Below are 22,680 nucleotides of genomic sequence, written 5' to 3'. Positions count from 1 at the left end.
AGTGCAATTTTGGATTTTAAATTTTAGATTTTGGATTGAAGATAAATCTAAAATCTAAAATCTAAAATCTAAAATTTCCTTTTTAAACAGCCCTCTTGCCCATAATCCGCAAAAATATCTTCTCCAATTCAATCCAGACAAACATCAAGGCACTGAAGCCAATACAAACTCCCAATTCTTCTAGGGTGAGGTAGTGAGTACCAAAGAAATCTCGCAGGGGTGGGACGTAAACTAGCATCAACTGTAAAATCGTGGTCACGACAACAGCAGCTAGTACAAATATATTAGAAAAGGGATTCATTTCGATGGTCAGTCGGTTGTTGGAGCGAATGGCGATCGCGTGACCCATTTGGGCGATACACAAGGTAGTAAATACCATTGTTTTCCAACGTGGGTCTGGGTTCGCGGGGTCACCGGACAATTGTTGGCAATAATTATAAGCCCATGCCATTAAAGCAATAGAGATAATCGCAAAGACAATGCCAATCCGAATCATATAAGAACCCAATCCCCTAGCAAAGATGCTTTCGCGGGGGCTAAAAGGCGGACGTTTCATGACATCCGGTTCCGGGGGTTCCACAGCTAATGCCAGAGCTGGCAAACCGTCTGTTACCAAGTTCATCCACAGAATTTGCAAGGGAGTCAGGGGAACGCCTCCCAAACCTAGTAAGGGTGCGGCTGCAATTGTGATAACTTCGCCAATGTTACTGCCGAGAATGTATTTAATAAAGCGGCGGATATTGGTGTAAACGACTCTACCTTCTTTGGTGGCGCTGACAATGGTGGCGAAGTTGTCATCGAGTAACACCATATCGCTGGCTTCTTTACTGACATCCGTGCCCGTAATGCCCATTGCAATACCGATATCAGCTTGTTTGAGGGCTGGGGCATCGTTGACACCATCACCTGTCATGGCCACAAATCTGCCCCGGCGTTGCAGTGCTTGGACAATTCGCAGTTTGTGTTCAGGGGAAACCCTGGCATAAATGCTTACCAAGTCAACGTTTTGCTCTAGTTCCTGGTCACTCATCCGCTGTAATTCTTGACCTGTGAGCAGGCGATCGCCTTCTTGGGCAATTCCCAAATCGGTGGCGATGGCTCGTGCTGTTAATTGGTGGTCACCAGTAATCATGACTGGGCGAATTCCGGCATCACGGCACTCTTGCACAGCCGCCCTAACTTCTGGACGTGGTGCATCTAGCATTCCCACCAATCCCAGCCACACCAAATCTTGTTCGGATGCTTCGTCTGAACCTTCTGGTGGAATCTCGGCAAGGGGCTTGTAGGCAAAACCTAGTACTCGCAAACCTTTACTTGCCATGTTGTCGTTTTCTGCCAGAACTTTCTGACGTAGTTCTTCACTCAAGGGAGTTGAGCGATCGCCCAAATAAACTTGAGTGGAACGTGCCAAAATTAACTCTGGCGAACCTTTGGTAAACATTAAGTAAGGTTCAGATTCTAAAAAATTAGCGATGGCCGGGTCAACGGCATTCAAAGACGCTTCACCCGTAGCGACTTCCTGCACCTGAGAAATTACGCTCATCCGCTTACGTTCCGAGGAGAAAGGAAACTCGCTAACGCGGGGTAACTTACTATTCCACTGGTCTTTTTCGATTCCCGCTTTCCCCGCCAGAGTAACTAACGCCCCCTCGGTGGGATCTCCTAAAATTGCCCATTCCCCTTTTTCTTTTTGCAACACCGAATCATTACAAACGGTACAAGCAACTGACAACGCTGAAATTTCTGGCGATTGCTCTAGGGAAACTTTTTCGCCATCTAAAAGAAAATCTCCTGTAGGGGCATAGCCTTCTCCGGTGACGCGAAAAGTTTTGTCATTGGTGAAAACCGATTGCACCACCATTTTATTTTGAGTCAGGGTGCCGGTTTTATCAGAGCAGATGGTGGTTACAGAACCCAATGTTTCCACTGCTGGCAGTTTGCGAATCAAGGCATTCTGGCGCACCATTCGCTGAGTTCCCAGTGCCAAGGTAACGGTAATTACCGCAGGTAGACCTTCTGGGACGACAGCAACCGCCATACTCAAAGATACTTCCAAGAGTTCTTGGATGTTGCTAAAACCTCTGGCCTGGATAACACCGCCGGTAACAACGATCGCCACGAGAATCAAAGAACCCGTAACCAGGACATTGCCCAGTTGAGTCATCCGCTGTTGTAAAGGCGTGGGTTCACTTTCCACCGACTGCAACATGGCAGCAATTTTGCCTAGTTCTGTTGTCATGCCAGTGTTGGTTACCAGAACCTTTGCCCGTCCTTGGACGACTTCAGTTCCTTGGAATACCAAATTGATGCGATCGCCTAAATCTGTTTCTTCAGGTAAATTTAGTATTGCCTGTTTGTTGACAGCTTCCGCTTCACCCGTCAGTGCCGACTCTCGCACTTGTAAATTCGACTGTTCGATCAACCGTCCATCTGCGGCTATCTGCATCCCGGCTTCCAGAAGCATCACATCTCCTGGGACTAGTTCCTTGGCTGCTATCTCCGCCAATCTAGCGTTGCGGATGACTCGCACTAGGGGGGAGGTGAGTTGTTTCAGGGCTGCTAGGGCTTTTTCCGCACGGCTTTCTTGGACATAACCGAGTATGCCATTGAGGATAACAATTGCTAGGATAGCGATGGTATCTTTGAATGGTACTTCACCGGGTTTCAAGCTCCCAGACTGCCAAGCCATGAGGTCTAAAAACCCAGAAATCAGAGCTACACCAATCAGCATCAACAACATAATGTTCTTGAACTGATCTAGCAGAATTTCCCAAGCACTACGGCCAGCAGTTTCTTCAAGTTCGTTGGGGCCGTATTTTTGCAACCTTTGTTGAATATCTTCGGGTGTTAAGCCACTGTCTGCGTTACTATCAAGCAGGTCTAGCGCTTTATCAACTTCTAAACTATGCCAAACGGCGGCAGTTTCAGGCAGAGAATTAGCAGACATCGTGTAAGTCACAGGAAATGGTTACAAAATTCGATCATAATTTAGTGATGGCTGGAAAACCATCTCCTAAAGTTACATTAAAGCAATACTAAATCTTATGAGTGTAGAGGGGATTCTTTTGATTTGCAAATTTCTCTTCTGTTGACATATCTGTGACACATATGTGTTATCTCTTACGAAAGAGTTTTTGCAAACACATTGTACTGATAATTGTGAATAATACAAGTCTGAAGTTCGGCTACAGAGAATATGCCACAATTAATTTGAGGCTGTCATTGCTTGAACTGGATGCATGGCACGATCGCATTTCTTGATGAATTTTGGGTCAAGTTTCCAGCCGGGTTTCCGTTTGTAGCAAACTTTTCCAGACAAATTTGGAATTGCTTAAACGTGCTAAACCACTTAATAAATATTTAATTATGAGTTTTGTACTCCCCACTTTGACTGCTAGCCAGATGTTCGGGCAAAAAATAATTCGACCGCTTACTGCTGCTACCCTGTGCGGTATTGCTTTCATTAAAGATAGACTGATTGCCATTGACAGTCTTAAAGGGCATCTACTGGAGATCGATCCCACCTCTGACAACAGTAAAATTATCAATCCGCATCAAGTTAAGGAATTTACCGATGTCACTGGTTTAGCCATGTGGGAGGATACCCTGTGGGTGAGTCGCGATCGCAGTGTTTATTTGTGCAAGCTGAATGCCTTGGGTCTAGAACATTTCGTGACATTGCCTTATCCAGCTGACGGCGTTGCTGTTTGGGAAACAACCGTCTACGTCAGTTGCCAAAGGCTAGGCTACATTCTGATTTTTGACAGGGAATCCCGAAAAGAAATTACTAGGTTTTATGCCCCTGGAGTTGGGGTAGAAAATTTGGCAGTCAGCAAGGACATGTTGTGGATTTGCGATCGCACAGAACAGACAGTTTACGCGATGGACAGGGCAACTGGAGAGGTTCAATTTAGTGTTCTGACGCCCTTTGAATCGCCTACAGGCATAGCCATACATAAAGATGGCGATACAGGCAAAGAAAGTTTGTATATCGCTTACGCCTCCGAGGAGCCTTATATCCGGGACAATCCCAATGCTGATCCGAATCATGAGCTAACCTACCGCGATCGCACTTTTATTCATCCCCTGTATTATCATTACGAACCAGATAAGCGCTACGCCCTCTCTAATGGCTATCTCATTGAAATGTCCTATGCTGAAGAGATTGCACCCTTAGATGAGGTTTATTTACCCGATGTAGAATGGCGCATTGCCCTACCATCGGAAACCGAGCGTCAAAAGGTGAAACACGTCGAACCCATTGGCCTACCCTTCACCGAAGAAGTAATAGATGGGCAACGCGTCGCAGTATTTAAATTTGATGCTCTCACCCCAGGCGAACGCCATATATTTGGCTGGAAAGCACTTTTGGAAGTTCGAGGGATTAAGTATCGTATCACACCCAAAGATGTGGAAGATATACCCGAACTTTCACCAGAATTGCAAAGCCGCTACCTAGTGGACGACGACGACTTAGCAATGGATACTACCATTGTCCGCCGTGCCGCCAGAGAAGCAATTGGTTCTGAAACCAATCTGTTGCGGAAAATGTACAGCATCCGTAATTATGTTTACGATGAATTGTCGTATGGTATCAAACCTTACATTGATACGCCAGATATAGTTTTAGAACGTGGTGTTGGTTCCTGTGGCGAATATGTCGGCGTTTTACTCGCCCTATGTCGTTTAAATGGCATCCCTTGCCGCACCGTTGGCAGGTATAAATGTCCTCCTAATAGCGAACACCAAGGCGTACCTTTACAACCTGATTTTAATCATGTTTGGCTAGAGTTCTACGTACCGAATTTTGGTTGGTTGCCAATGGAATCCAATCCTGATGATGTCGGTCATGGCGGGCCATATCCCACACGCTTTTTTATGGGCTTGTGCTGGTATCACATTGAAATTGGTAAGGGTATCACCTTTGAAACTGTGACCAGTCAAGGTACGCGGTTAACCAAAGAAGATATCCCCATCGGCGACTTAGCGATCAATCATATTCGGTTCACAATTCTTAAAGAATTGCCACCTCCTGAGAAACCGGATTTGCTCGGAGTTGGGGAATAAGCTGTCCTCTTCTCTGAAAATTATTGACTGTTCCCTTGTACTAGCACTCGCTCTACATAGTAACGACCTTTTGTCCCTATGGAAACGGTTTTGGTCTAAATTAATACAGTTCATCTCAGCCCAAAACCCTCATGTAGAGACGCGATTTATCGCGTCTTCTCTAGTTCAATTACCTCAACGAATAACCCTTTGCGATCTAAACCAATTTCCGAAAGATAACTTGTACAGTTAAAACACCAGTTTCTTACATTTCTTACGGACATCGAAAGCGTCCATGACCAGCTTTTATTACTCTCATTAAAGAATATTTAAAACTTTTTTTCTCCGTGCTTTGTTCCAATCAAGGATTTTTTGGCTTTGTTGATCAAGCCAAGCTTTGAAAAAGATTCAAGGCTAGCATCTTATTTTTCTTCTCCTCAGAGACAAAAAAACGCTAATTTTGTTCAGTCTCAAGTGCCTTTTTTACACTTTTTTTTACGCGTATTTTATTCAATTTGTCAAGCAAGTATGATACTAATTTACATGATTTTACCCTGTATAGTACTCTGTGAATTAATTATGAAGAAGTTATAAAGATAATATGAAGGTTCTTATTGATACGAAACAAAGTGCAATTACTTGTTTAATATTTATCAAGTTGAAGCAAATGTAAAAATTTTCTAGAAAATTTGTAATTTCCTTGACGCCTTTACCCAATGGTGAATAATGAGTGAAGTTGATTCTTTGTTAGCAATTCCATCCGGGAATTTACAAATCTCCGATATTGAGAGCATTAGTCAACCAATACAGTTGTCTCTGGTAATTCCGACTTACAAAGAACGTGAGAATATCCAGAAGATTGTTACTATATTGAGTCAGGTGCTAGATGAGTTCATCCCTGGAGACTACGAACTGATTGTAGTAGACGATGATAGTCCAGACCGCACGTGGGAAGTAGCACAATCACTGATGCATAGATACTCACAATTGCAGGTGATGCGACGCCAAGACGAGAAGGGATTATCATCGGCAGTAATTCGAGGGTGGCAAGCAGCAAGAGGGCGTATTTTAGGGGTGATCGATGGAGATTTGCAACATCCCCCAGAGGTATTAACGCAACTCTTAAGTGAGATTCAACATGGGGCAGATTTGGCAGTAGCCAGCCGTCATATAGAAGGGGGCGGGGTCAGTAGTTGGAGCCTTGTCAGGCGTTTGTTATCTCGTGGCGCCCAAGTGCTGGGATTGATTATTTTACCAAGTGTAGTCGGCAGACTTTCCGATCCCATGAGTGGTTATTTTATGGTCTGTCGGAGTGCAATCTCTGGTGCGACACTTAATCCAGTGGGATACAAAATTCTCTTGGAAGTAGTTGGACGCGGAAGGCTGCCCACAATTGCCGAAGTAGGTTATGTATTTTGCGAACGCAAGGAAGGTGAAAGCAAGGTTACATGGAAGCAATATGTAGAGTACTTGCATCACTTATTGCGCTTGCGGTTTTCTAGAGGAAGAGTCGGACAATTCAGCCAAACTGTTGGTTTTCCCATTGGTCGCTTCCTCCGTTTCGCAGTGGTCGGACTGAGTGGAGTATTTGTAGATATGGCAGTGCTGTACTTGCTCAGTGATCAGACAACCTTAGCTTTACCCCTAACTCGCAGCAAAATCATTGCTGGTGAAATTGCAATTTTCAACAATTTTTTATGGAATGACGCTTGGACTTTTGGTGATGTTACAGTCAAGCAGCAGGAATGGCATCAACGTGTGAAGCGCTTTTTAAAGTTCAATATAATTTGCCTTGCTGGATTAGTTTTGAATGTACTGGTGTTAAATCTAGTGTTTAATTTCCTCATTCCTAATCGCTACATAGCTAACTTAGTTGCAATTGCAGTTGCTACCATCTGGAACTTTTGGGTTAACCTCAAACTCAGCTGGCGTGTAACACAAGTCAAAAATTAACGAGTTATTGTTTCGACTGATGGTAAAGATGCGGCGATGCAAAGAGAAGTTTGACCCCCTGCTACCTTAGCGAACGCCAAAAGGGAACGCCAAAGGAGAACCGAAGGGTAGTACAGCTAAGCAGTGTACCCAAGCGTGTGGTTTCTGCTTCAAATTGTCCGCAGCTTGCTTGGATTTAGGAGTAGGCCAGAGTTTTCCATGCCAGGCTCTGATCCTTCGACGAACGGAACTTAAAAGAAGGCAGAGAGATTTTAATCACTTGTGATTAGCCAGACATAATACCAGTATTTTTTCAAAAATGAATTGGAGTTTTATATGAGAAAAAAATTTTTACGCTACTGGGGTATTTCTCATACTTGGTTACGGTTTTTAATTATCCTTTTATTAGTCACAGGTGTATTGTTGCGGTTTGTAAATATTGATAGAAAGGTTTATTGGGGTGATGAAGTTTTCACTTCACTACGCATATCTGGTTATACACTTGCAGAAATGAATGAGAACTTAGCTAATGGTCGTTTGTTGAACATGCAAGATTTGCACAAATACCAGTACCCTAGTCCTGAAAAAAATGTAATTGATACAATTAAAGGTCTAGCATTAGAGGAGTCACAGGTTGCCCCATTATATTTTGTGATGGCTCGGTTTTGGGTAGAGTGGTTCGGTAATTCTGTAACAGTGACGAGAAGTTTTTCTGTATTCATTAGTCTCCTCAGTTTTCCTAGTTTTTATTGGCTATGCCAAGAATTATTTGAATCTTCACTAATAGCATGGATAGCTATGGCTTTGGTAGCCGTTTCACCTGTTCACCTCATTTATGCACAAGATGCACGCCCATATACTTTATGGATAGTAACTATCTTAATATCGAGTGCAGCACTGCTGCGAGCTATGCGTCTCAAAACAAGGGGGGCTTGGACTATTTATGCATTAACCTTGCCGCTAGGGTTTTATATTCATTTATTTTTTGGTTTGGTTGCTTTTGCACAGGGAATTTATGTAGTTATAATGGAACGCTTCCGATTGAGTAAAACATTGATAAATTACTTTATTTCATTGCTTGTAGGAATTGTAAGTTTAGTACCTTGGATTTTAGTTATTATTACTAATCCGGTTGAAGAAAGACTAAATTGGACAGATAATAAACAAACACTTTTGGCTTCAGTTATAAGGTGGGTTGCTATAATTAGTCGTGCCTTTTTGGATTTAGGTGTTGCTCCTAATGACTCAGGTCCAACTAAGATTTTATTAATTCCTTTAATTTTAATTATTTCAACTTTAATTATCTATTCAATTTATGTTACTTGTAGGAAAACTTCTCAACGCGTTTGGTTATTTGTCCTAACTTTGAGTGGATCTCTAGTGCTTCCCTTAATGTTGGTAGATTTTCTGTTTCAAAAACGATACGGTACAACTAGATATATACTTCCCTCTCTTTTGGGTATACAGTTAGCTGTTGCTTATCTGTTTAGTACTCAAATCGTATCTATTTCTACTAAGGGCTGGCAAAAAAAGTTATCGCCACTTTTAGGGTTTATAGTAATAATTTTTGGAGTCATATCTTGTACGCTCTACTCCCAAGCTAATATGTGGTGGAGTAAAGTACCTGAAAAATATGGAGAATATCCCCAGATAGCTGAGATTATTAATCAAAGCAGTAAACCACTTGTAATTGCTGGTGATAATCTAAAACTACAAGTAATTAGTCACCAACTCGATCCAAAAGTCCAATTTCAATTAAGTCAAATTGGGCTTACACGTGAAGATAAGATACCAGAGATAACTAATGGATTTACGGATATATTCTTATTCGAACCTTCGGACTTTTTAAAAGCTGGAATTGAAAGAATTTATAATTCAAATTTACAGCAGATCAATAAGGTGTTCTGGAAATTAACTCCCAAACAGTAAGTTAATAATCATTTAAATTGCATACCCCTCTCTATAGGAATCATATTTGATTTTTGAAATTATTTGCGTAGTTGGGGAGTAGGCAATCAGCCTTTTCGAGGTGTACCGAATTTTTTCAAAAATCAAATAGTAGTCCTATATAAAATCTTGTAGTTTAGCGAGCGCATCAAGTGCATTTTTCTCTGTTGACTGTTGCCGCGATGCTTGCAGTGCGAGTCTCGCAGTTTCTAAATGCTGACTAAGCATTGTTCCCTGTTAGACTTTTACTTTCCTGCGTATTTTCTCCTAGTTTTGTTCAAAAATCAAATAGGAGTCCTATATGAGTCCTATATATGAGACGAGTAGAGTTGTATGATTTCCAGGAACTCACATCTTATTTTTATCCAAAATTACAATATCAGGATTGAAAGAATTTTATACCTGTTCCTTGTCCCCAGTGACCAGACGAAACGCTAAGTATTAGTTCTTAAGCTGGGCATTGGGTGTGATTGAGATGACTGATTTGAAAATTCACAAATAGATTGAAATGGGCAAAAGCGGCAGTGAGTTCCTGGATTCGGGGGAAAAATTTTGCTGAAATTATTAGTTTGGTGATGATACTCTTGTAAATCGTGCTGGTGCTTGTGAGCAATATTAGCTAACTCAAATTTTAAAGATTCTAATTCGCTATTATTAATGCTAATTAAATCCGATTTTTTACTCAGTTCTAGATTATAAAAAGAGGCTACAGCTTCACGCCCTGGGTAAAGATAACGGGCAGCCAGCAAGTAAACTAAAGCCTGTCGTCGGTCAAAAGCCGATTTTCCAGTTTTGAAATCTAAAATATGTAAAGTGCGATCGCTCTCAATGAAAACGCAATCCATAGCCGCATATAAGCGAAAGCAATAATCTTGTTGTTCAATGACAATCGGTTTCGGAAAACCTTCATCACCGGGAGTTAATTGGATAATATGTTTATCCAACAGCAACGGCGCATCATGATATTTTTTCAAAATTTGCAGCACCCGTTGCCGGACTTGTTCGCTGGAGTTGCCCAATTTTAGTAGCTGTGCAACTTTTTCTACGCCATCTGATTGCGTCAAAAGGTGTCTGTGATTATGAAATTCATAAACGCCTTTTTGGGCAAGTATCCCAATCCGCTGGGGTGCGGTGGCTTTCGCTAACAGTGCTTTGATTTGTGGTTCGTGTTGCCGCGCTTTGATAAACCCCCGTCTCATCTGGCAATGCCAGCGTTCTTGCCCTGACGCCGGGGCAACTAAAGACCAAAGGTGATAACTGGCAAAAGGTCGATCGGGGGTTGACATTGCTCAGAAACAGTGAGAGAAAGTACGGTGGGAAGGACTATGTTCGACAGTTTCCGCCGAACATAACTTCGGAGGATACTTGCTGCTACACACGCTTTGCGGGAAGCTTTTAATAGTACTGATGATGTACGGGAGCAAGTGGCAAAAATGAGCGCTAGTAGCAATTCCAGCAAGATAAAATTTGGTACCGATGGATGGCGAGGCATTATTGCCGATGACTTTACTTTCCCCAATGTGCGGAAAGTAACAAGAGCGATCGCCAGTTACCTCGAAACAGCCTACACAAAAGATAGACCAGTACTTATTGCCTACGATACTCGGTTTTTAGCTGACCAGTTTGCCCTAACAGCAGCCCAAGTCTTGGCAGATTTGGGTTGGACTGTGAAAATTACTGATCGGGATTGCCCTACACCAGTAATTGCCTACAACGCCCGTCACCTAAATTCCGCTGGGGCGTTAATGTTTACTGCTAGCCATAATCCAGCACCATACTGTGGAATTAAATATATCCCCGATTATGCTGGACCTGCCACTCCAGAGATTACTGATACTATTGTGGCAAATATAGAAAGTGCATCGGATGAACTGCCTAGTAGCAATCGACCCGATTTAATTTCTACTTTCGATCCCAAGCCAGATTACCTGGAATTTATCTATACCCTGCTTGATGTAGAACGAATTAGGAGCGCTAATTTAAAGGTAAAATACGATGCTCTTTATTCTACTTCTCGCGGTTATTTAGATGAAGTTTTGCAACATAGTGGTGTTCAGTTAGAAAGTTTCCACACTTGGAGGGATGTATTATTTGGCGGTGGGATGCCAGAACCCAAAGGAGAACAATTAGTTGAGTTAGTGGAAGCAGTAGTAAAGGATCGTGCAGATTTGGGTTTGGCGACAGATGGAGATAGCGATCGCTTTGGTATTGTTGATGAACAAGGTACTGTCCTCACTCCGAATACTGTGCTGTTAGTTCTAGCACGACATTTAATCAAAAATAAAGGCAAAAGCGGCGCCATCGTCCGCACTGTGGCTACAACCCACCTACTGGATAACTTCGCGGCTAAATATGGGCTGCAAATTTATGAAACAGCAGTTGGCTTTAAATACATCGGTGAAAAAATGCGGGAAACTGCTGTACTCATTGGTGGGGAAGAATCAGGCGGATTAAGTATAATTGGGCATATTCCCGAAAAAGACGGTGTTTTAGCTGATATGCTGGTGGCAGAAGCCATCGCCTATGAAGGGAAACCCCTAAGTCAGCTAGTTAAAGAAGCGATCGCCGAAGCTGATGGTCCCCTTTACAACACCCGCCTTGACTTGCACCTCACCGAATCTCACAAAACCGCTGTCATCGACTCCTTCACCAAAAATCCACCCACAGAGGTAGCCGGAATTAAAGTCAAGGAAGTCGGGCGTAAAGACGGTATTAAACTCTATTTAGAAGAAGGTAGCTGGGTACTGCTGCGTCCTTCCGGTACAGAACCCTTGGTGCGGGTTTACCTAGAAACCAACTCTCCCGAAAAACTCACCCAAATCTCTCAAGAGATGGAAAGTGTCATTGCTAAGCTAGAGGCATAAGAGTTAAGAGTTAGGAGTTAGGAGTTAAGAGTTAAGAGTTGTAAATTAACAATTCTTAACTCTTAATTTATAACTTCGATCAAAATCTGAATTCGTAACTCCTCACTCCTCACTCCTAACTCCTAACTTTTATTAAAATATGAAAACTTTAGCTCCTTTGTTGACAATCGTAGTTGTAGCTGTTTGGGTAGTGGCGATCGCAATTATTTCAGTTCAAAATGCCACACCAGTATCGTTAAAATTCTTAACATTTCAATCAATACAAATGCCAGCGGGTTTAGTTTTAGCTTTTAGTGCGGTTATCGGATTAATTGGTACAGCACTGCTGCAACCCATCTGGGATCTTAGTGGTTCTGGACAGGGTAATTCTCGATTAGAAGACGATGCCGAATTTTTTGTTGATGATGAAGATTTTTGAGGGTTGAAAAGCTGTGCAGTACCAAAATATTATTACAATTGAACCGGGGAAGCGAGGTGGTAAACCTTGTATTCGAGGAATGCGAATTACCGTATACGATGTTTTATCTTATCTGGCCTCTGGCATGACCTACGAGGAAGTTCTTGATGACTTTCCTTATTTGACACGAGAGGATATATTAGCTTGCCTAAGCTATGCGGCTGATAGAGAACGGCAAATGCTGACAATGCAAGCATGAAGTTATTGCTTGACCATAACCTATCACCTCGGCTAGTTGATCGACCAGATGATATTTACCCAGATTCTCAGCATCTTTTTCTCATAGGATTAGATCAGGCAGATGATCTAACTGTTTGGGAGTATGCGCGACAAAGTGGATTTACTGTCGTCACGAGAGATGCTGATTTTAATGAGTTAAGCATTTTGCGAGGATTTCCTCCTAAAGTTATCTGGATTCGTTATGGCAATTGTTCAACTAGACAGATTGAAGAGATTTTGCGATCGCATTTAGAGGATATCCAAGCTTTTGACAAAAATCAAAATTTGGGAGTTTTGACACTGTATTAGATTTGGAAACTATGGAAACTGAGTATGATTTTAGCCAAGGTAAGCGGGGAGCAATTGAACCAACACCAACAGGCAAAACTCGAATTACAATTCGCCTAGATGATGAAGTACTAGCATGGTTTCGTGACCAAGTTCACGCAGCAGGTGGGGGAAATTACCAAACTTTGATTAACGATGCCTTGCGTGAGTATATTCAGCAGCGCCGTGAACCTTTAGAAGATACATTACGGCGAGTATTGCGAGAGGAACTTGAGCGAATTGGAAAATGAGGTGAGGGGCTATGACCGCAACCCATACAACAGATTTTAACTTGTGGATTGAACAGACAGCCCAACTATTGCGATCGCATCGCTGGCATGAAATTGATCTAGAACATCTGATTGAAGAGGTTGAAGGCTTGGGCAAAAGCGAAAGGCGGGCTATTTCCAGTCAACTAACTCGCTTACTTTTACATCTGCTCAAATGGCAATATCAACCCCAGCGTCGCTCAGATAGTTGGCTGGATTCCATCACTGATTCTCGCACCCAAATCGAGTTAGCCATACTCGATAGTCCTAGTCTTAAGAACTATCCTACAGAGCAACTTGAAGAAAGTTATCAAAGGGCACGTAGGCAAGCAGCTAAGCAAACAGAGATGCTAATTTCCACGTTTCCAGAAGAATGCCCATATTCTTTAGAATTATTGTTAGATGAAGACTGGTTACCACAAGCAAGGGATATTTGATAACTGTAATTGTGGTTGTTTGGGTGTGGCGATCGCTAATCTGGATAACGCTTTGACGTGTGCAGAACCCGAAGAATTTCTACTGATTCTTCTTTGACTCGATAAATAACAATATACGGCGTGCTAGAAATTACTAGCTCCCTCGTAACTTCTATACGTCCAGGTCGCCCCATAAAAGGGTAATTCTCAAGTTGACTAACAGCAAGTTGAATCCTCAATATTACTTCCTGTGCTGCTTCTGGATTCTCTTTCGAGATGTAACTATGGGCTTGTTCCAAGTTCCGAAGCGCACGGCGCAGCCACTTAATCCGCATTAGTTAGTCTTGCAAAAATTGCTTTTACTTCTTCATCACTGGCAAAGTCTCCAGCATCCGCTTCAGTAATCCCGCTTTGAATCTGATCGATTTGCCATTGATACATTTCAACATAAGCAGCTACCGCCTCATTAAGTACGTAGCTGCGATCGCGGTTGATTCCAGATGCGATCGCATCAAGCGCAGCTTTCTTATCGCTATCTATCCGAAACGTAATGTTTTCTTTGCTCATGGTTCTGTCAAATCAATCTATCTTGCATAATATCATATTGCAATACGTAGTAATGCAAAGATAGTGGTGTTCGCTATTTTCTCAAAGTGCTTGTTGACTGTAAGCTTGGTAATACATGAAAAAAGCCTGCGCTGACAGGCTTTTTTGGAAAGTTTCGGGAGAGCGATCGCAATTTTATAAAATCAAAATGTCCATTCGTGATCTGGATCGTCAAGGGCAGCGCGAACAGAAGCTAAATTTGCAAGTTCTTTGAATGGGCTGGATTTAGCTATTTCTGTAATTGAGTTTAAGGTAAGGGCTAGTTGTTCATTATTGCCGGATGCGATCGCATTATCAACAAAAGTAAATAAAGCGCGAAAGTTTTTTGCACGTTCATCAAAAGAGCGATCTAGATACGCCATCAGCAATTCTCGCTGGGCATTAATCTTTGTGATTGTTTCTTTTTCCCACGCCTCAATATCACGTCTCTTTGTCTGTTCCTCTTCGGCAACCTTAAGGTAATCGGTGTAAGCTGAAACCATTTGCTGTAAGCATTCAGCAGGATTGATAAATTCTTTGACTACTTTGATTGACATTCCTAATTGCCTCCCAAACTACGATACTTGGCTTGGATAGTCGCATTAGCGGGATTAAGCTGCCCTTCAGTATCTAAAATAGGAGTTTTCATAATTTCTGCAAGTGCTTTAACAAAAAGTGCAACTTTTTGAAACTTCTTGGCATCCCTGTTTTTGTCGAATGATGGTAAAGATTCAAGTTCTTGAAGACCTAGAATAGCGCATTCATTCAGACACTCAAATACACCCTGTAACTCAGTAATTCGGCGTCTTACTTGTTGCATAAAGTCTTTTGCTGCTTCAATTTTAGTGATCGCAGTGTTGACTTCAGCGTTGTACTCCCATGCCTTTGTCAATGCTTTTTCGCCTTCACCAGCAAGCACAAAACCTCCAATAAGGACAGCAGGACCAACGGTGATACCACCTAAGACAAGAGAACCAAGAGCCATACCTCCACCACCAGCAGCTAATGAGCCACCGCCCAGCCATGCTAGAGTTGCATTCCAGGCTGCTGCACCGCTAAGTCCTCCTATGAGTGTCCCAGTACTCGCTACTCCTACAGAGGTAGCAAGACTCATTGCACCACCGTACCCTGCAGCTGCTGCCCCAATAGCCTTGGCTCCACCTTTGAAAAACTGTTCAGCTTCCGTTGCAGCAGTTTTGTACTCCTTAATCTGCTGAACTGAAATTCCGTCTAACCCCTCTAAAAACTCCTTTTCACTTTGTTTTGCTTTACCAATGTTTCGTTCAATAAAGTCAACAAAGCGCCCAATTGTACTCATCATCACATCAAGCTGGAGTTGGCCATACTCTTCTGCAAGCTTGTTAGTTACCTCCCAGTCTGCTTTCAACTCACTGACTGCATTTGAGTGGCGCTTTTCAGCACGTTCACCAATCTCTTTTGCCTGATTCATATTGCCAACACCTTCAGCACCTTTTACTGCTCCGAAAGCAGCGGTTCCTAAAGCAATAGCACCCAAGATAAGTGGAATCATGAAATACTCCTGATTGTGATTAGTATTTGGTTAGTACTTGTCTACGGGTTAAACATAAAAACAAGGCATCACCTTATACTGATATTTCCCTGAGATACCAACTAATGAACATTCAGAAGGTATAAATTTGATACTGCTGTAAATGTATTTATCAATCTTTTTCGTCTTGAGGGCGATCGCTGGTCAACTAGAAGAAAACAGTAGAATACTCAGCAGGTCTTTTTGACAGCAGCATAACAGCTATGACCAAGCCACTTGAACAAGCGATCGCACGAGTGAAACAGCTTCCTGAAACTGAACAAGATGCCATTGCTGCGCTCATTCTGGAAGAACTGGAAGACGAAGCCCGCTGGGACAAAGCATTTGCACAGTCTCATGATGTACTAGCTGAACTTGCAGGGGCAGCCTTAGCTGAAGACCAAGCAGGCTTGTGTGATACACTGAGTCTATGAAATTGGAGTGGGATGAGGGCAAAAACCAAAGTAACATCACAAAGCATGGTTTAGACTTTGCTGATGCTACCGCCGTCTTCAATCGTCTTCAATTTACGGATGCTTGTCTACCTTGATGACCGAGAGGACTATGGAGAGGATCGGTATATGGGTATTGGACTACTTGATGGACGAGTCGTAGTAGTTGTTTACACCGAGCCTGATGAAGAAATACTTCGTATCATCTCATTAAGAAAAGCACTGTCTCACGAACGAAAACGCTATGAGCAATAGCTCAAGAACCGATTGGGCTAGAGTCGATGCAATGAGTGACGAAGACATCGACACCTCAGATATTCCACCCTTGTCAGAAGAATTCTTTGCTAAAGCAGAATTGCGAATGCCCAAGTCACCTGTAGAAATTACAGTTCAGGTAGATTCTGAAACTTTTGCTTGGTTCAAAGCACAGGGAGAAACTGCCGAACAGCAGATGGCTGTAGCATTAAGGATTTATGCAGAAGCACACAAAGCTTATCCTGGCTCTCAGGCGCTGTCAACCTAAGAAGCTAAATTTGGCAGTTTTGAGCTAGTTTTCCTTGCAGGTAATCAATGAAGTCGAGAATTTCTGTATCAGTGAGTTGTAAACGCGATCGCTTTCCATACTTCTGCTGCAAATACTCCCTACCCTGCTCTGGTGTCCAATTTAATTGTGCTAAATATCTGTCACTTTGAGCTATCAAAACTGCATGGACTTCTGAGGGCGTTGTATTAGCAGATATTTGTATTGATTCTTGATTTGAATTTTGAAGAGAGTTAATTTTAAAACTTACTTTTTGTCCTAAAGCTTGCCAATTATTTTCCCTGTGTCCATCCCAGCTTACACCGACAGAACGATAAGTTACTGGATTATAAATTGCACAAAATACAATTGTTTTCTCTCCAGGACTGACTGCGATGGTAAGAGGATGAACCAATTGTTCAGAAGTCAGGGCTTCAAGTGAAAGCAACAAACTTTTAGAGAAATAAGATTCACTACCTGAGCGAATGACATAAGGTTTGTCTGCCAAAATATGCAAATCAGTTTTTTCTGCTTCTCCATGTGAAGTTTCCACCCTTTTATTAACTTCTATTCCTGTTATCACTCCAGTCAAAGCTCTGTCATAAATTGGAATTTGTTTTTTATCGTCAGATAGCATATACCAACAGTGATCGGATTCTTTGCTGACAAAGACATATTGAGGTTTGGGAATAGCTCCGAATCCTAATTTAACTTCCATATTTTTGTTCGAGGTTTTCTTAAACAAATTTGTTGAGCAACTAGCTTTGGCGATTTGTACCGTTAAGCGATGAGTTACTTCATAGATATCATTCCCTAGCCAGGAATTAAATTAACATTAATAAAACGAAAGTTATGGTTTTTTTATGGTTAATTAATTGCTTTTTTCAACACAGGGATGTTGGGTGTTAGCATTGATTTTTTATACTTGACATAACTGTACTTTTCTGAAGATAACTATCTTAATATTCCTTAATAATTATCTAGCGAATTGATTCAGCCTAGAGATTTTAAGAATTTTAGAAAATATTTGGCAATTTAATAATATTTTACAAAATCAGACTAGCTCGCTCTCAAGCAGCAATTAAATGGTGTTGGCTACCGTCTGCAAGTTGTGAATTTACAGCAGATTTCAAATTTAAGTGGTATTTGCAACAGATGGCTGCATATACCTCTATCTACCCTTGAGCCTGCGCCCTAATCCTCTGAAAACAGGATTATGAGAATCAGCTAATTCTATGAAAACCATTTAAAAAAGAGAATTGCAGCTTTTTGTGTTTTGTAACTATTTTTATAAAAATAGTTAGTAAAAAGCTTTTAATAATGATTTTTAGATTTATATAACTCTTTTAAGGTTATTTAACCCTATATAATCATATTTAAACTTCCTGGCACAAAATAGCAACGTTTTACAGATTAAGACCCACTTTCTTTTCTATGTAATTTGCCCAATAATGACATCGAGAGACCTCACGCATGGCCGTCTCAGGCTGGGTGAAGGCAAATGTTTGAGCCACAAGTTTGATAAGAAGCTATAAGAGGCAAACAACAGTGAAACTAGCAGTCTACGGAAAAGGTGGTATTGGCAAATCCACAACTAGCTGTAATATATCCGTCGCCCTAGCTAAACGTGGCAAGAAAGTGCTACAAATTGGCTGCGACCCAAAACATGACAGCACCTTCACCCTGACAGGGTTTTTGATTCCGACAATTATCGACACCCTCCAAGAAAAGGACTATCACTACGAAGATGTCTGGCCGGAAGACGTAATTTACAAAGGCTACGGCGGTGTTGATTGTGTAGAAGCTGGTGGACCACCTGCGGGTGCTGGATGTGGCGGTTATGTAGTTGGTGAAACAGTAAAATTACTTAAAGAACTCAACGCCTTTGATGAGTACGATGTAATTTTGTTTGACGTTCTCGGCGACGTAGTTTGCGGTGGATTTGCAGCACCACTCAACTATGCAGATTACTGCCTGATTGTTACTGACAATGGCTTTGATGCTTTATTTGCTGCTAATCGCATTGCTGCTTCAGTCCGTGAAAAAGCACGAACTCACCCATTGCGTTTAGCTGGGTTAATTGGCAATCGCACCTCCAAGCGCGACTTGATTGAAAAATATATAGAAGCTGTGCCAATGCCAGTTCTAGAGGTTTTACCTTTGATTGAAGATATCCGCGTTTCTCGTGTTAAAGGTAAGACTTTGTTTGAAATGGCAGAGCAAGATCCTTCCCTGGACTACGTTTGCGATTACTATCTCAACATCGCTGACCAAATTTTGGCGCGTCCGGAAGGAGTTGTACCTAACGACTCACCAGATCGGGAATTGTTCTCTTTGTTGTCCGATTTTTATCTAAATCCGGGTAAACCCCAGGTTGCTAATTCAGAAGAGGAACTAGACTTGATGATTGTATAAATCACCAAGTTCTCAGGATGGGGGACAATAACATGGCATTCTTTCACAGCTTTACAGATTCATTAAAGCAGAAGTGGTTGCAATTTTTCCAAATAAATCGGGATTGGATTACCCTGCACATGGAAGTGGAATCGGTGTACACACCTGATGGCGGGAAGCGACCACCTTCTTACCTCATCCTGGGAGTAGTTAACGCCCTAGAACCAAAGTTAGCGCAGTTGATGTTGCCCTTTGCCAAACTTAATCCTGATGCTGATACGCTGATTGAAGTGCTGGATTTGCATTTTGACCCAGATTTTGCTCTCGGTAACCGCTTCCAAATCAGCCCAGATGTAGACAGATACGTAGAAGAAGCAGCAGCTGTCATTGATGAAAAGCCTGAAGATGAAACATTGACACATTCCCATACAAATGGCTTTGAGCCGATGGCGGTGTCTCAACAATTCACAATGGTGGATGCTGATGATGAAAATCTCGGGTTAAGCGAGTCTGGGGAAAGCGAAAATGGCTTTGGTGATATTTCTTTATCTAACGACGAAGATTTAAAAGATGAGTCCCTCCAAATCTCTAGTCTAGAAGCAGATGAGTTTGGGGAAATTACCTTCGATGCAACAACAGCTGCAATTGAAGTAAAGCTGGATGATGACCAACTTGAAGACAGTCCACTAGACGAGAATGCGTTTAGTGACGTGCTGTCAGATGTCTGGGGTGATGAAACATCACTGCAAAAAGCTGAAGAAAATAACGATTTGTTAGGGGAAGAACTGCCTGCTGGCGTTTTTGATGAATCCGAAATTGCCCGTCTCTTCCCCAACGCTTAATTACTAAGTTAGGAGTTAAGAAAAGTTAGGAGTTAGGAGTTAGGAGTTAGGAGTTAGGAGTTAGGAGTTAGGAGTTAGGAATAAAAACTCATAATTCATAACTCCTCACTATTAACTCATAACTTCTAACTTATTACTCCTAACTTTAAAAATCAAGGGGAGAAAAAACCAAAATGACTGTCGCTCAACAACCAGAAGCTTTAAACTTTGAGTGTGAAACTGGGAATTACCATACCTTTTGCCCAATTAGCTGCGTGGCGTGGTTATACCAAAAAATTGAAGATAGTTTCTTTTTGGTGATTGGGACAAAAACTTGTGGCTACTTCTTGCAAAATGCGATGGGGGTGATGATTTTTGCTGAACCCCGCTATGCAATGGCTGAGTTGGAAGAGGGCGATATTTCGGCACAGCTGAATGATTATGAAGAGTTAAAGCGGCTGTGCTTGCAAATTAAACGCGATCGCAATCCTAGTGTAATTGTCTGGATTGGCACCTGCACCACTGAAATTATCAAAACAGATTTGGAAGGCTTAGCACCGAAACTGGAATCCGAAATCGGTATTCCCATCGTTGTGGCGCGTGCAAATGGTCTAGATTACGCCTTCACCCAGGGGGAAGACACCGTGTTAGCAGCAATGGCTAATCGTTGTCCTGATAAGGCTCCTGTGGCGGAAACAGAGAAAAGTGAACGCAATGCGATCGCTAAATTGCTAAACTTCGGCAAGAAGAAAGAAGATGTCGCCCAAGAAGAATCTGAGTACGTAGATCACCCACCCTTAGTTCTCTTTGGTTCCCTTCCCGACCCCGTAGTTACTCAGTTAACTTTGGAACTGAAGAAACAAGGCATCAAAGTTTCCGGCTGGCTACCTGCAAAGCGCTTCACTGAACTGCCAGTACTGGAAGAAGGGTATTATGTCGCTGGTGTCAACCCCTTCCTCAGCCGCACAGCTACAACTTTAATGCGCCGCCGCAAGTGTAAACTCATCGGCGCACCGTTCCCCATTGGTCCCGATGGTACCCGCGCTTGGATTGAGAAAATATGCTCGGTGTTCGGTATTACTCCCAAGGGTTTGGATGAACGGGAAGCACAAATTTGGGCAGGTTTGGAAGATTACGTCAAACTGATTCGCGGTAAGTCTGTATTCTTCATGGGTGATAACTTGCTGGAAGTTTCCCAAGCACGATTCTTAATCCGTTGTGGGATGAGGGTTCACGAAATTGGCATTCCCTACATGGATAAGCGCTATCAAGCTGCTGAGTTGGCGCTTTTAGAGAAAACTTGCCAGGAAATGAATTCACCCCTGCCAACGATTGTTGAGAAGCCGGATAATTACAATCAACTCCAGCGGATTTATGAGTTGAAACCAGATTTGGTAATTACTGGTATGGCTCATGCTAACCCGTTGGAAGCACGTGGTATTAATACAAAATGGTCTGTGGAGTTCACTTTTGCTCAAATTCACGGGTTTACAAATGCGCGTGACATGTTAGAGTTGGTGACTCGTCCGTTGCGTCGGAATAATAATTTGAAAGATTTGGGTTGGGAGAAGTTGGTGAGGGAAGAAGCGAAGATTTAAGGTTTGGGTTTTTATTAGGCAACACCATAAGACTATACGAGTAGGGGCGAACCGAAAAGTTCGCCTTTTTTTATCTCACGCAGAGGCGCAGAGGACGCAGAGAAAGAATTGAGAATAGTTTAGGACTTACACAAAAACTCTCTAAAACTCTTATTTCTTTGTGTCCTTTGTGTCCTTTGCGGTTCGTTTTATCATGATTTTGTGTAAGCTATGTAGTTAAAAGTACTAAAATTTGTTTATTAGTCTTAGTTTTGCGGTTGATACAAATATAAATTTTTGACGAACCGCAAAGGACGCAAAGAACGCAAAGGAAGAAAGAGAAGTTAATTTAGATGGAAGGCTGTAACTTTAAAGGTTTGGATGGAATTATATACATCAATTCTGCGCTTTCAGGTTTTACTTCTGTGGATGGAGTTAATTTTAGCCAGTCATGAAAGCTGATTCCTAGTTGAGAGATTGCTTGTACTTCTGTTTGGTAAGATTCAAAACGGCGATTGGTTTCAATCATAGATTCCATTACTTCAAATACTTGGGGAAGACGTTTGTAAGCTTCTTGCTTCAAATCATCCTGACTTGGGCCAAACCAACCTCCTTGAACTTCAACGCGAGTTAAAATTGCCGCTGGTAGTGAGTCTAACCATTTGTTAGGATCTTGTGCCATCTTAAACAAATTCTCTCGTTGCATATCAAACACAGCATTTTCATCCAAATTTGGATCAATCCATTGATAAATTCGTGTTAGTCTTCGCAAATCAATCTGACCTTTGAACTCATGCTGTAAATATGCTCCTGGGTTAGAAGTGAGCAAAAGGTCAACATATTTTTGAATACGAGAACGGATAATTCTAGTCCCTTCTTGGAAGCGGCGAAGTGCTGTTTCATGTTCCTCTAATTCTAAATAGCAACGTGCTTCAGCTAGGTAAGCTAAAGACAAAGTTAGCAAATACTCATCAGCAATTTGGCTTTTTTGCTCAATTTCGATATCAGTATATTCAGTGTAAATATGTTCTGCTTCCAAGAAGCGATTAATAGCTTGCAAAGCGCTGCTTCTACGATTTTCAGGTTTAGTCATCGTGAAGGCATTAACCGCCAACTCAATTGCAGCACGAAAATTAGCATAAAAACTAAGGTCAATTTTGCGGTTAACTTTGTTCAATAGTTCTTCTGCTTGTTTTAGGCGTTTTTCTAGCTCATTGAGACGCTGTGCTATTACAGCAAAGCCCATTACTGAAACACCAATTATTTATTGTGGGGTGGGCGTCTCGCCCGCCCAGTTCATATGGC

Annotated in this window: 24 protein-coding genes; 16 read left to right on the top strand and 8 right to left on the bottom strand. The window is 42.0% G+C overall.

Annotation, left to right across the window (positions count from 1 at the left end):
- Positions 1-82: 82 nt before the first annotated feature.
- Positions 83-2,947: a cation-translocating P-type ATPase gene (locus IQ276_RS14215; RefSeq protein WP_193914126.1), complete on the bottom strand. Its 2,865-nt coding sequence runs from the start codon at positions 2,945-2,947 to the stop codon at positions 83-85.
- 419 nt (positions 2,948-3,366) lie between these two features.
- On the opposite strand from IQ276_RS14215, the gene IQ276_RS14210 reads away from it, so the two are divergent.
- From IQ276_RS14210 to IQ276_RS14200, 3 genes are all read left to right on the top strand, one after another.
- On the top strand, positions 3,367-5,067 hold the full coding sequence (locus tag IQ276_RS14210; protein WP_193914127.1) for a transglutaminase-like domain-containing protein: 1,701 nt from the start codon (positions 3,367-3,369) through the stop codon (positions 5,065-5,067).
- 705 nt (positions 5,068-5,772) lie between these two features.
- Positions 5,773-6,999, top strand: a complete 1,227-nt coding sequence (locus IQ276_RS14205) for a glycosyltransferase (RefSeq protein WP_193914128.1) — start codon at positions 5,773-5,775, stop codon at positions 6,997-6,999.
- Positions 7,000-7,314: 315 nt separating this feature from the next.
- Positions 7,315-8,907, top strand: coding sequence for a glycosyltransferase family 39 protein (locus IQ276_RS14200; RefSeq protein WP_193914129.1), 1,593 nt, complete (start codon positions 7,315-7,317; stop codon positions 8,905-8,907).
- Between the two features lie 452 nt (positions 8,908-9,359).
- Here IQ276_RS14200 and IQ276_RS14195 read toward each other — a convergent pair whose 3' ends face one another.
- Positions 9,360-10,211: a PD-(D/E)XK nuclease family protein gene (locus IQ276_RS14195; protein ID WP_193914131.1), complete on the bottom strand. Its 852-nt coding sequence runs from the start codon at positions 10,209-10,211 to the stop codon at positions 9,360-9,362.
- A 147-nt stretch (positions 10,212-10,358) separates the two neighbouring features.
- On the opposite strand from IQ276_RS14195, the gene IQ276_RS14190 reads away from it, so the two are divergent.
- The 6 genes from IQ276_RS14190 (at position 10,359) to IQ276_RS14165 (ending at position 13,498) form a co-directional block, all read left to right on the top strand.
- Complete coding sequence (locus tag IQ276_RS14190) at positions 10,359-11,789, top strand: phosphoglucomutase/phosphomannomutase family protein (RefSeq protein ID WP_193914132.1); 1,431 nt, start codon at positions 10,359-10,361, stop codon at positions 11,787-11,789.
- A gap of 139 nt (positions 11,790-11,928) precedes the next feature.
- Complete coding sequence (locus tag IQ276_RS14185) at positions 11,929-12,207, top strand: LapA family protein (protein ID WP_193914133.1); 279 nt, start codon at positions 11,929-11,931, stop codon at positions 12,205-12,207.
- 13 nt (positions 12,208-12,220) lie between these two features.
- Positions 12,221-12,445 carry a DUF433 domain-containing protein gene (locus IQ276_RS14180; protein WP_193914134.1) on the top strand — a complete coding sequence of 75 codons (225 nt, stop codon included), beginning with the start codon at positions 12,221-12,223 and terminating at the stop codon, positions 12,443-12,445.
- On the top strand, positions 12,442-12,774 hold the full coding sequence (locus tag IQ276_RS14175; RefSeq protein WP_193914135.1) for a DUF5615 family PIN-like protein: 333 nt from the start codon (positions 12,442-12,444) through the stop codon (positions 12,772-12,774). Before IQ276_RS14180 ends, IQ276_RS14175 begins: the two co-directional genes overlap by 4 nt.
- 11 nt (positions 12,775-12,785) lie before the next feature.
- Positions 12,786-13,043, top strand: a complete 258-nt coding sequence (locus tag IQ276_RS14170; protein WP_193914136.1) for a BrnA antitoxin family protein — start codon at positions 12,786-12,788, stop codon at positions 13,041-13,043.
- An 11-nt stretch (positions 13,044-13,054) separates the two neighbouring features.
- Positions 13,055-13,498, top strand: coding sequence for a DUF29 domain-containing protein (locus IQ276_RS14165; RefSeq protein WP_193914137.1), 444 nt, complete (start codon positions 13,055-13,057; stop codon positions 13,496-13,498).
- A gap of 35 nt (positions 13,499-13,533) precedes the next feature.
- On the opposite strand, the gene IQ276_RS14160 is transcribed toward IQ276_RS14165, so the two are convergent.
- From IQ276_RS14160 to IQ276_RS14145, 4 genes are all read right to left on the bottom strand, one after another.
- The gene (locus tag IQ276_RS14160; protein WP_193914139.1) at positions 13,534-13,812 is read right to left on the bottom strand and encodes a type II toxin-antitoxin system RelE/ParE family toxin; all 279 of its coding nucleotides are present in this window, start codon (positions 13,810-13,812) and stop codon (positions 13,534-13,536) included.
- Positions 13,802-14,044, bottom strand: coding sequence for a CopG family ribbon-helix-helix protein (locus tag IQ276_RS14155; RefSeq protein ID WP_185566578.1), 243 nt, complete (start codon positions 14,042-14,044; stop codon positions 13,802-13,804). Before IQ276_RS14155 ends, IQ276_RS14160 begins: the two co-directional genes overlap by 11 nt.
- A 182-nt stretch (positions 14,045-14,226) precedes the next feature.
- The gene (locus IQ276_RS14150) at positions 14,227-14,619 is read right to left on the bottom strand and encodes a hypothetical protein (protein WP_193914141.1); all 393 of its coding nucleotides are present in this window, start codon (positions 14,617-14,619) and stop codon (positions 14,227-14,229) included.
- A 2-nt stretch (positions 14,620-14,621) separates the two neighbouring features.
- Positions 14,622-15,593 (bottom strand): hypothetical protein, encoded by a 972-nt coding sequence (locus IQ276_RS14145; protein ID WP_193914143.1) that lies wholly within the window; start codon positions 15,591-15,593, stop codon positions 14,622-14,624.
- Between the two features lie 242 nt (positions 15,594-15,835).
- Here IQ276_RS14145 and IQ276_RS14140 point away from each other — a divergent pair, with 242 nt between their 5' ends.
- From IQ276_RS14140 to IQ276_RS14125, 4 genes are read left to right on the top strand one after another with little or no spacing between them, the layout of a single operon-like run.
- Entirely contained in the window at positions 15,836-16,045 is a 210-nt protein-coding gene (locus IQ276_RS14140) for a hypothetical protein (RefSeq protein ID WP_193914145.1), read from the top strand.
- Positions 16,042-16,161: a BrnT family toxin gene (locus tag IQ276_RS14135; protein ID WP_235115658.1), complete on the top strand. Its 120-nt coding sequence runs from the start codon at positions 16,042-16,044 to the stop codon at positions 16,159-16,161. Before IQ276_RS14140 ends, IQ276_RS14135 begins: the two co-directional genes overlap by 4 nt.
- A gap of 31 nt (positions 16,162-16,192) precedes the next feature.
- Positions 16,193-16,318, top strand: a complete 126-nt coding sequence (locus IQ276_RS40955) for a BrnT family toxin (RefSeq protein WP_373690529.1) — start codon at positions 16,193-16,195, stop codon at positions 16,316-16,318.
- Positions 16,308-16,586, top strand: coding sequence for a hypothetical protein (locus IQ276_RS14125; protein ID WP_193914147.1), 279 nt, complete (start codon positions 16,308-16,310; stop codon positions 16,584-16,586). The genes IQ276_RS40955 and IQ276_RS14125 overlap by 11 nt, the downstream gene beginning before the upstream one ends.
- A gap of 4 nt (positions 16,587-16,590) precedes the next feature.
- On the opposite strand, the gene IQ276_RS14120 is transcribed toward IQ276_RS14125, so the two are convergent.
- Entirely contained in the window at positions 16,591-17,301 is a 711-nt protein-coding gene (locus IQ276_RS14120) for a hypothetical protein (protein ID WP_193914149.1), read from the bottom strand.
- Positions 17,302-18,131: 830 nt separating this feature from the next.
- On the opposite strand from IQ276_RS14120, the gene bchL reads away from it, so the two are divergent.
- From bchL to IQ276_RS14105, 3 genes are all read left to right on the top strand, one after another.
- On the top strand, positions 18,132-18,998 hold the full coding sequence (gene bchL, locus IQ276_RS14115) for a ferredoxin:protochlorophyllide reductase (ATP-dependent) iron-sulfur ATP-binding protein (protein ID WP_073642093.1): 867 nt from the start codon (positions 18,132-18,134) through the stop codon (positions 18,996-18,998).
- Positions 18,999-19,030: 32 nt separating this feature from the next.
- Complete coding sequence (locus tag IQ276_RS14110) at positions 19,031-19,819, top strand: DUF5331 domain-containing protein (protein ID WP_193919301.1); 789 nt, start codon at positions 19,031-19,033, stop codon at positions 19,817-19,819.
- A gap of 173 nt (positions 19,820-19,992) precedes the next feature.
- The gene (locus tag IQ276_RS14105) at positions 19,993-21,396 is read left to right on the top strand and encodes a ferredoxin:protochlorophyllide reductase (ATP-dependent) subunit N (protein ID WP_193919303.1); all 1,404 of its coding nucleotides are present in this window, start codon (positions 19,993-19,995) and stop codon (positions 21,394-21,396) included.
- A 328-nt stretch (positions 21,397-21,724) separates the two neighbouring features.
- Here the strand turns inward: IQ276_RS14105 and IQ276_RS14100 are convergent, their stop codons facing one another.
- Positions 21,725-22,621 (bottom strand): hypothetical protein, encoded by an 897-nt coding sequence (locus IQ276_RS14100; RefSeq protein ID WP_228043222.1) that lies wholly within the window; start codon positions 22,619-22,621, stop codon positions 21,725-21,727.
- Positions 22,622-22,680 lie beyond the last annotated feature (59 nt).

The sequence above is a fragment of the Desmonostoc muscorum LEGE 12446 genome, assembly GCF_015207005.2.
Taxonomy (GTDB): Bacteria; Cyanobacteriota; Cyanobacteriia; order Cyanobacteriales; family Nostocaceae; genus Nostoc; species Nostoc muscorum.
The sequence above is the reverse complement of the archived record's forward strand: the minus strand, read 5'-3'. Positions and strand labels throughout refer to the sequence as shown.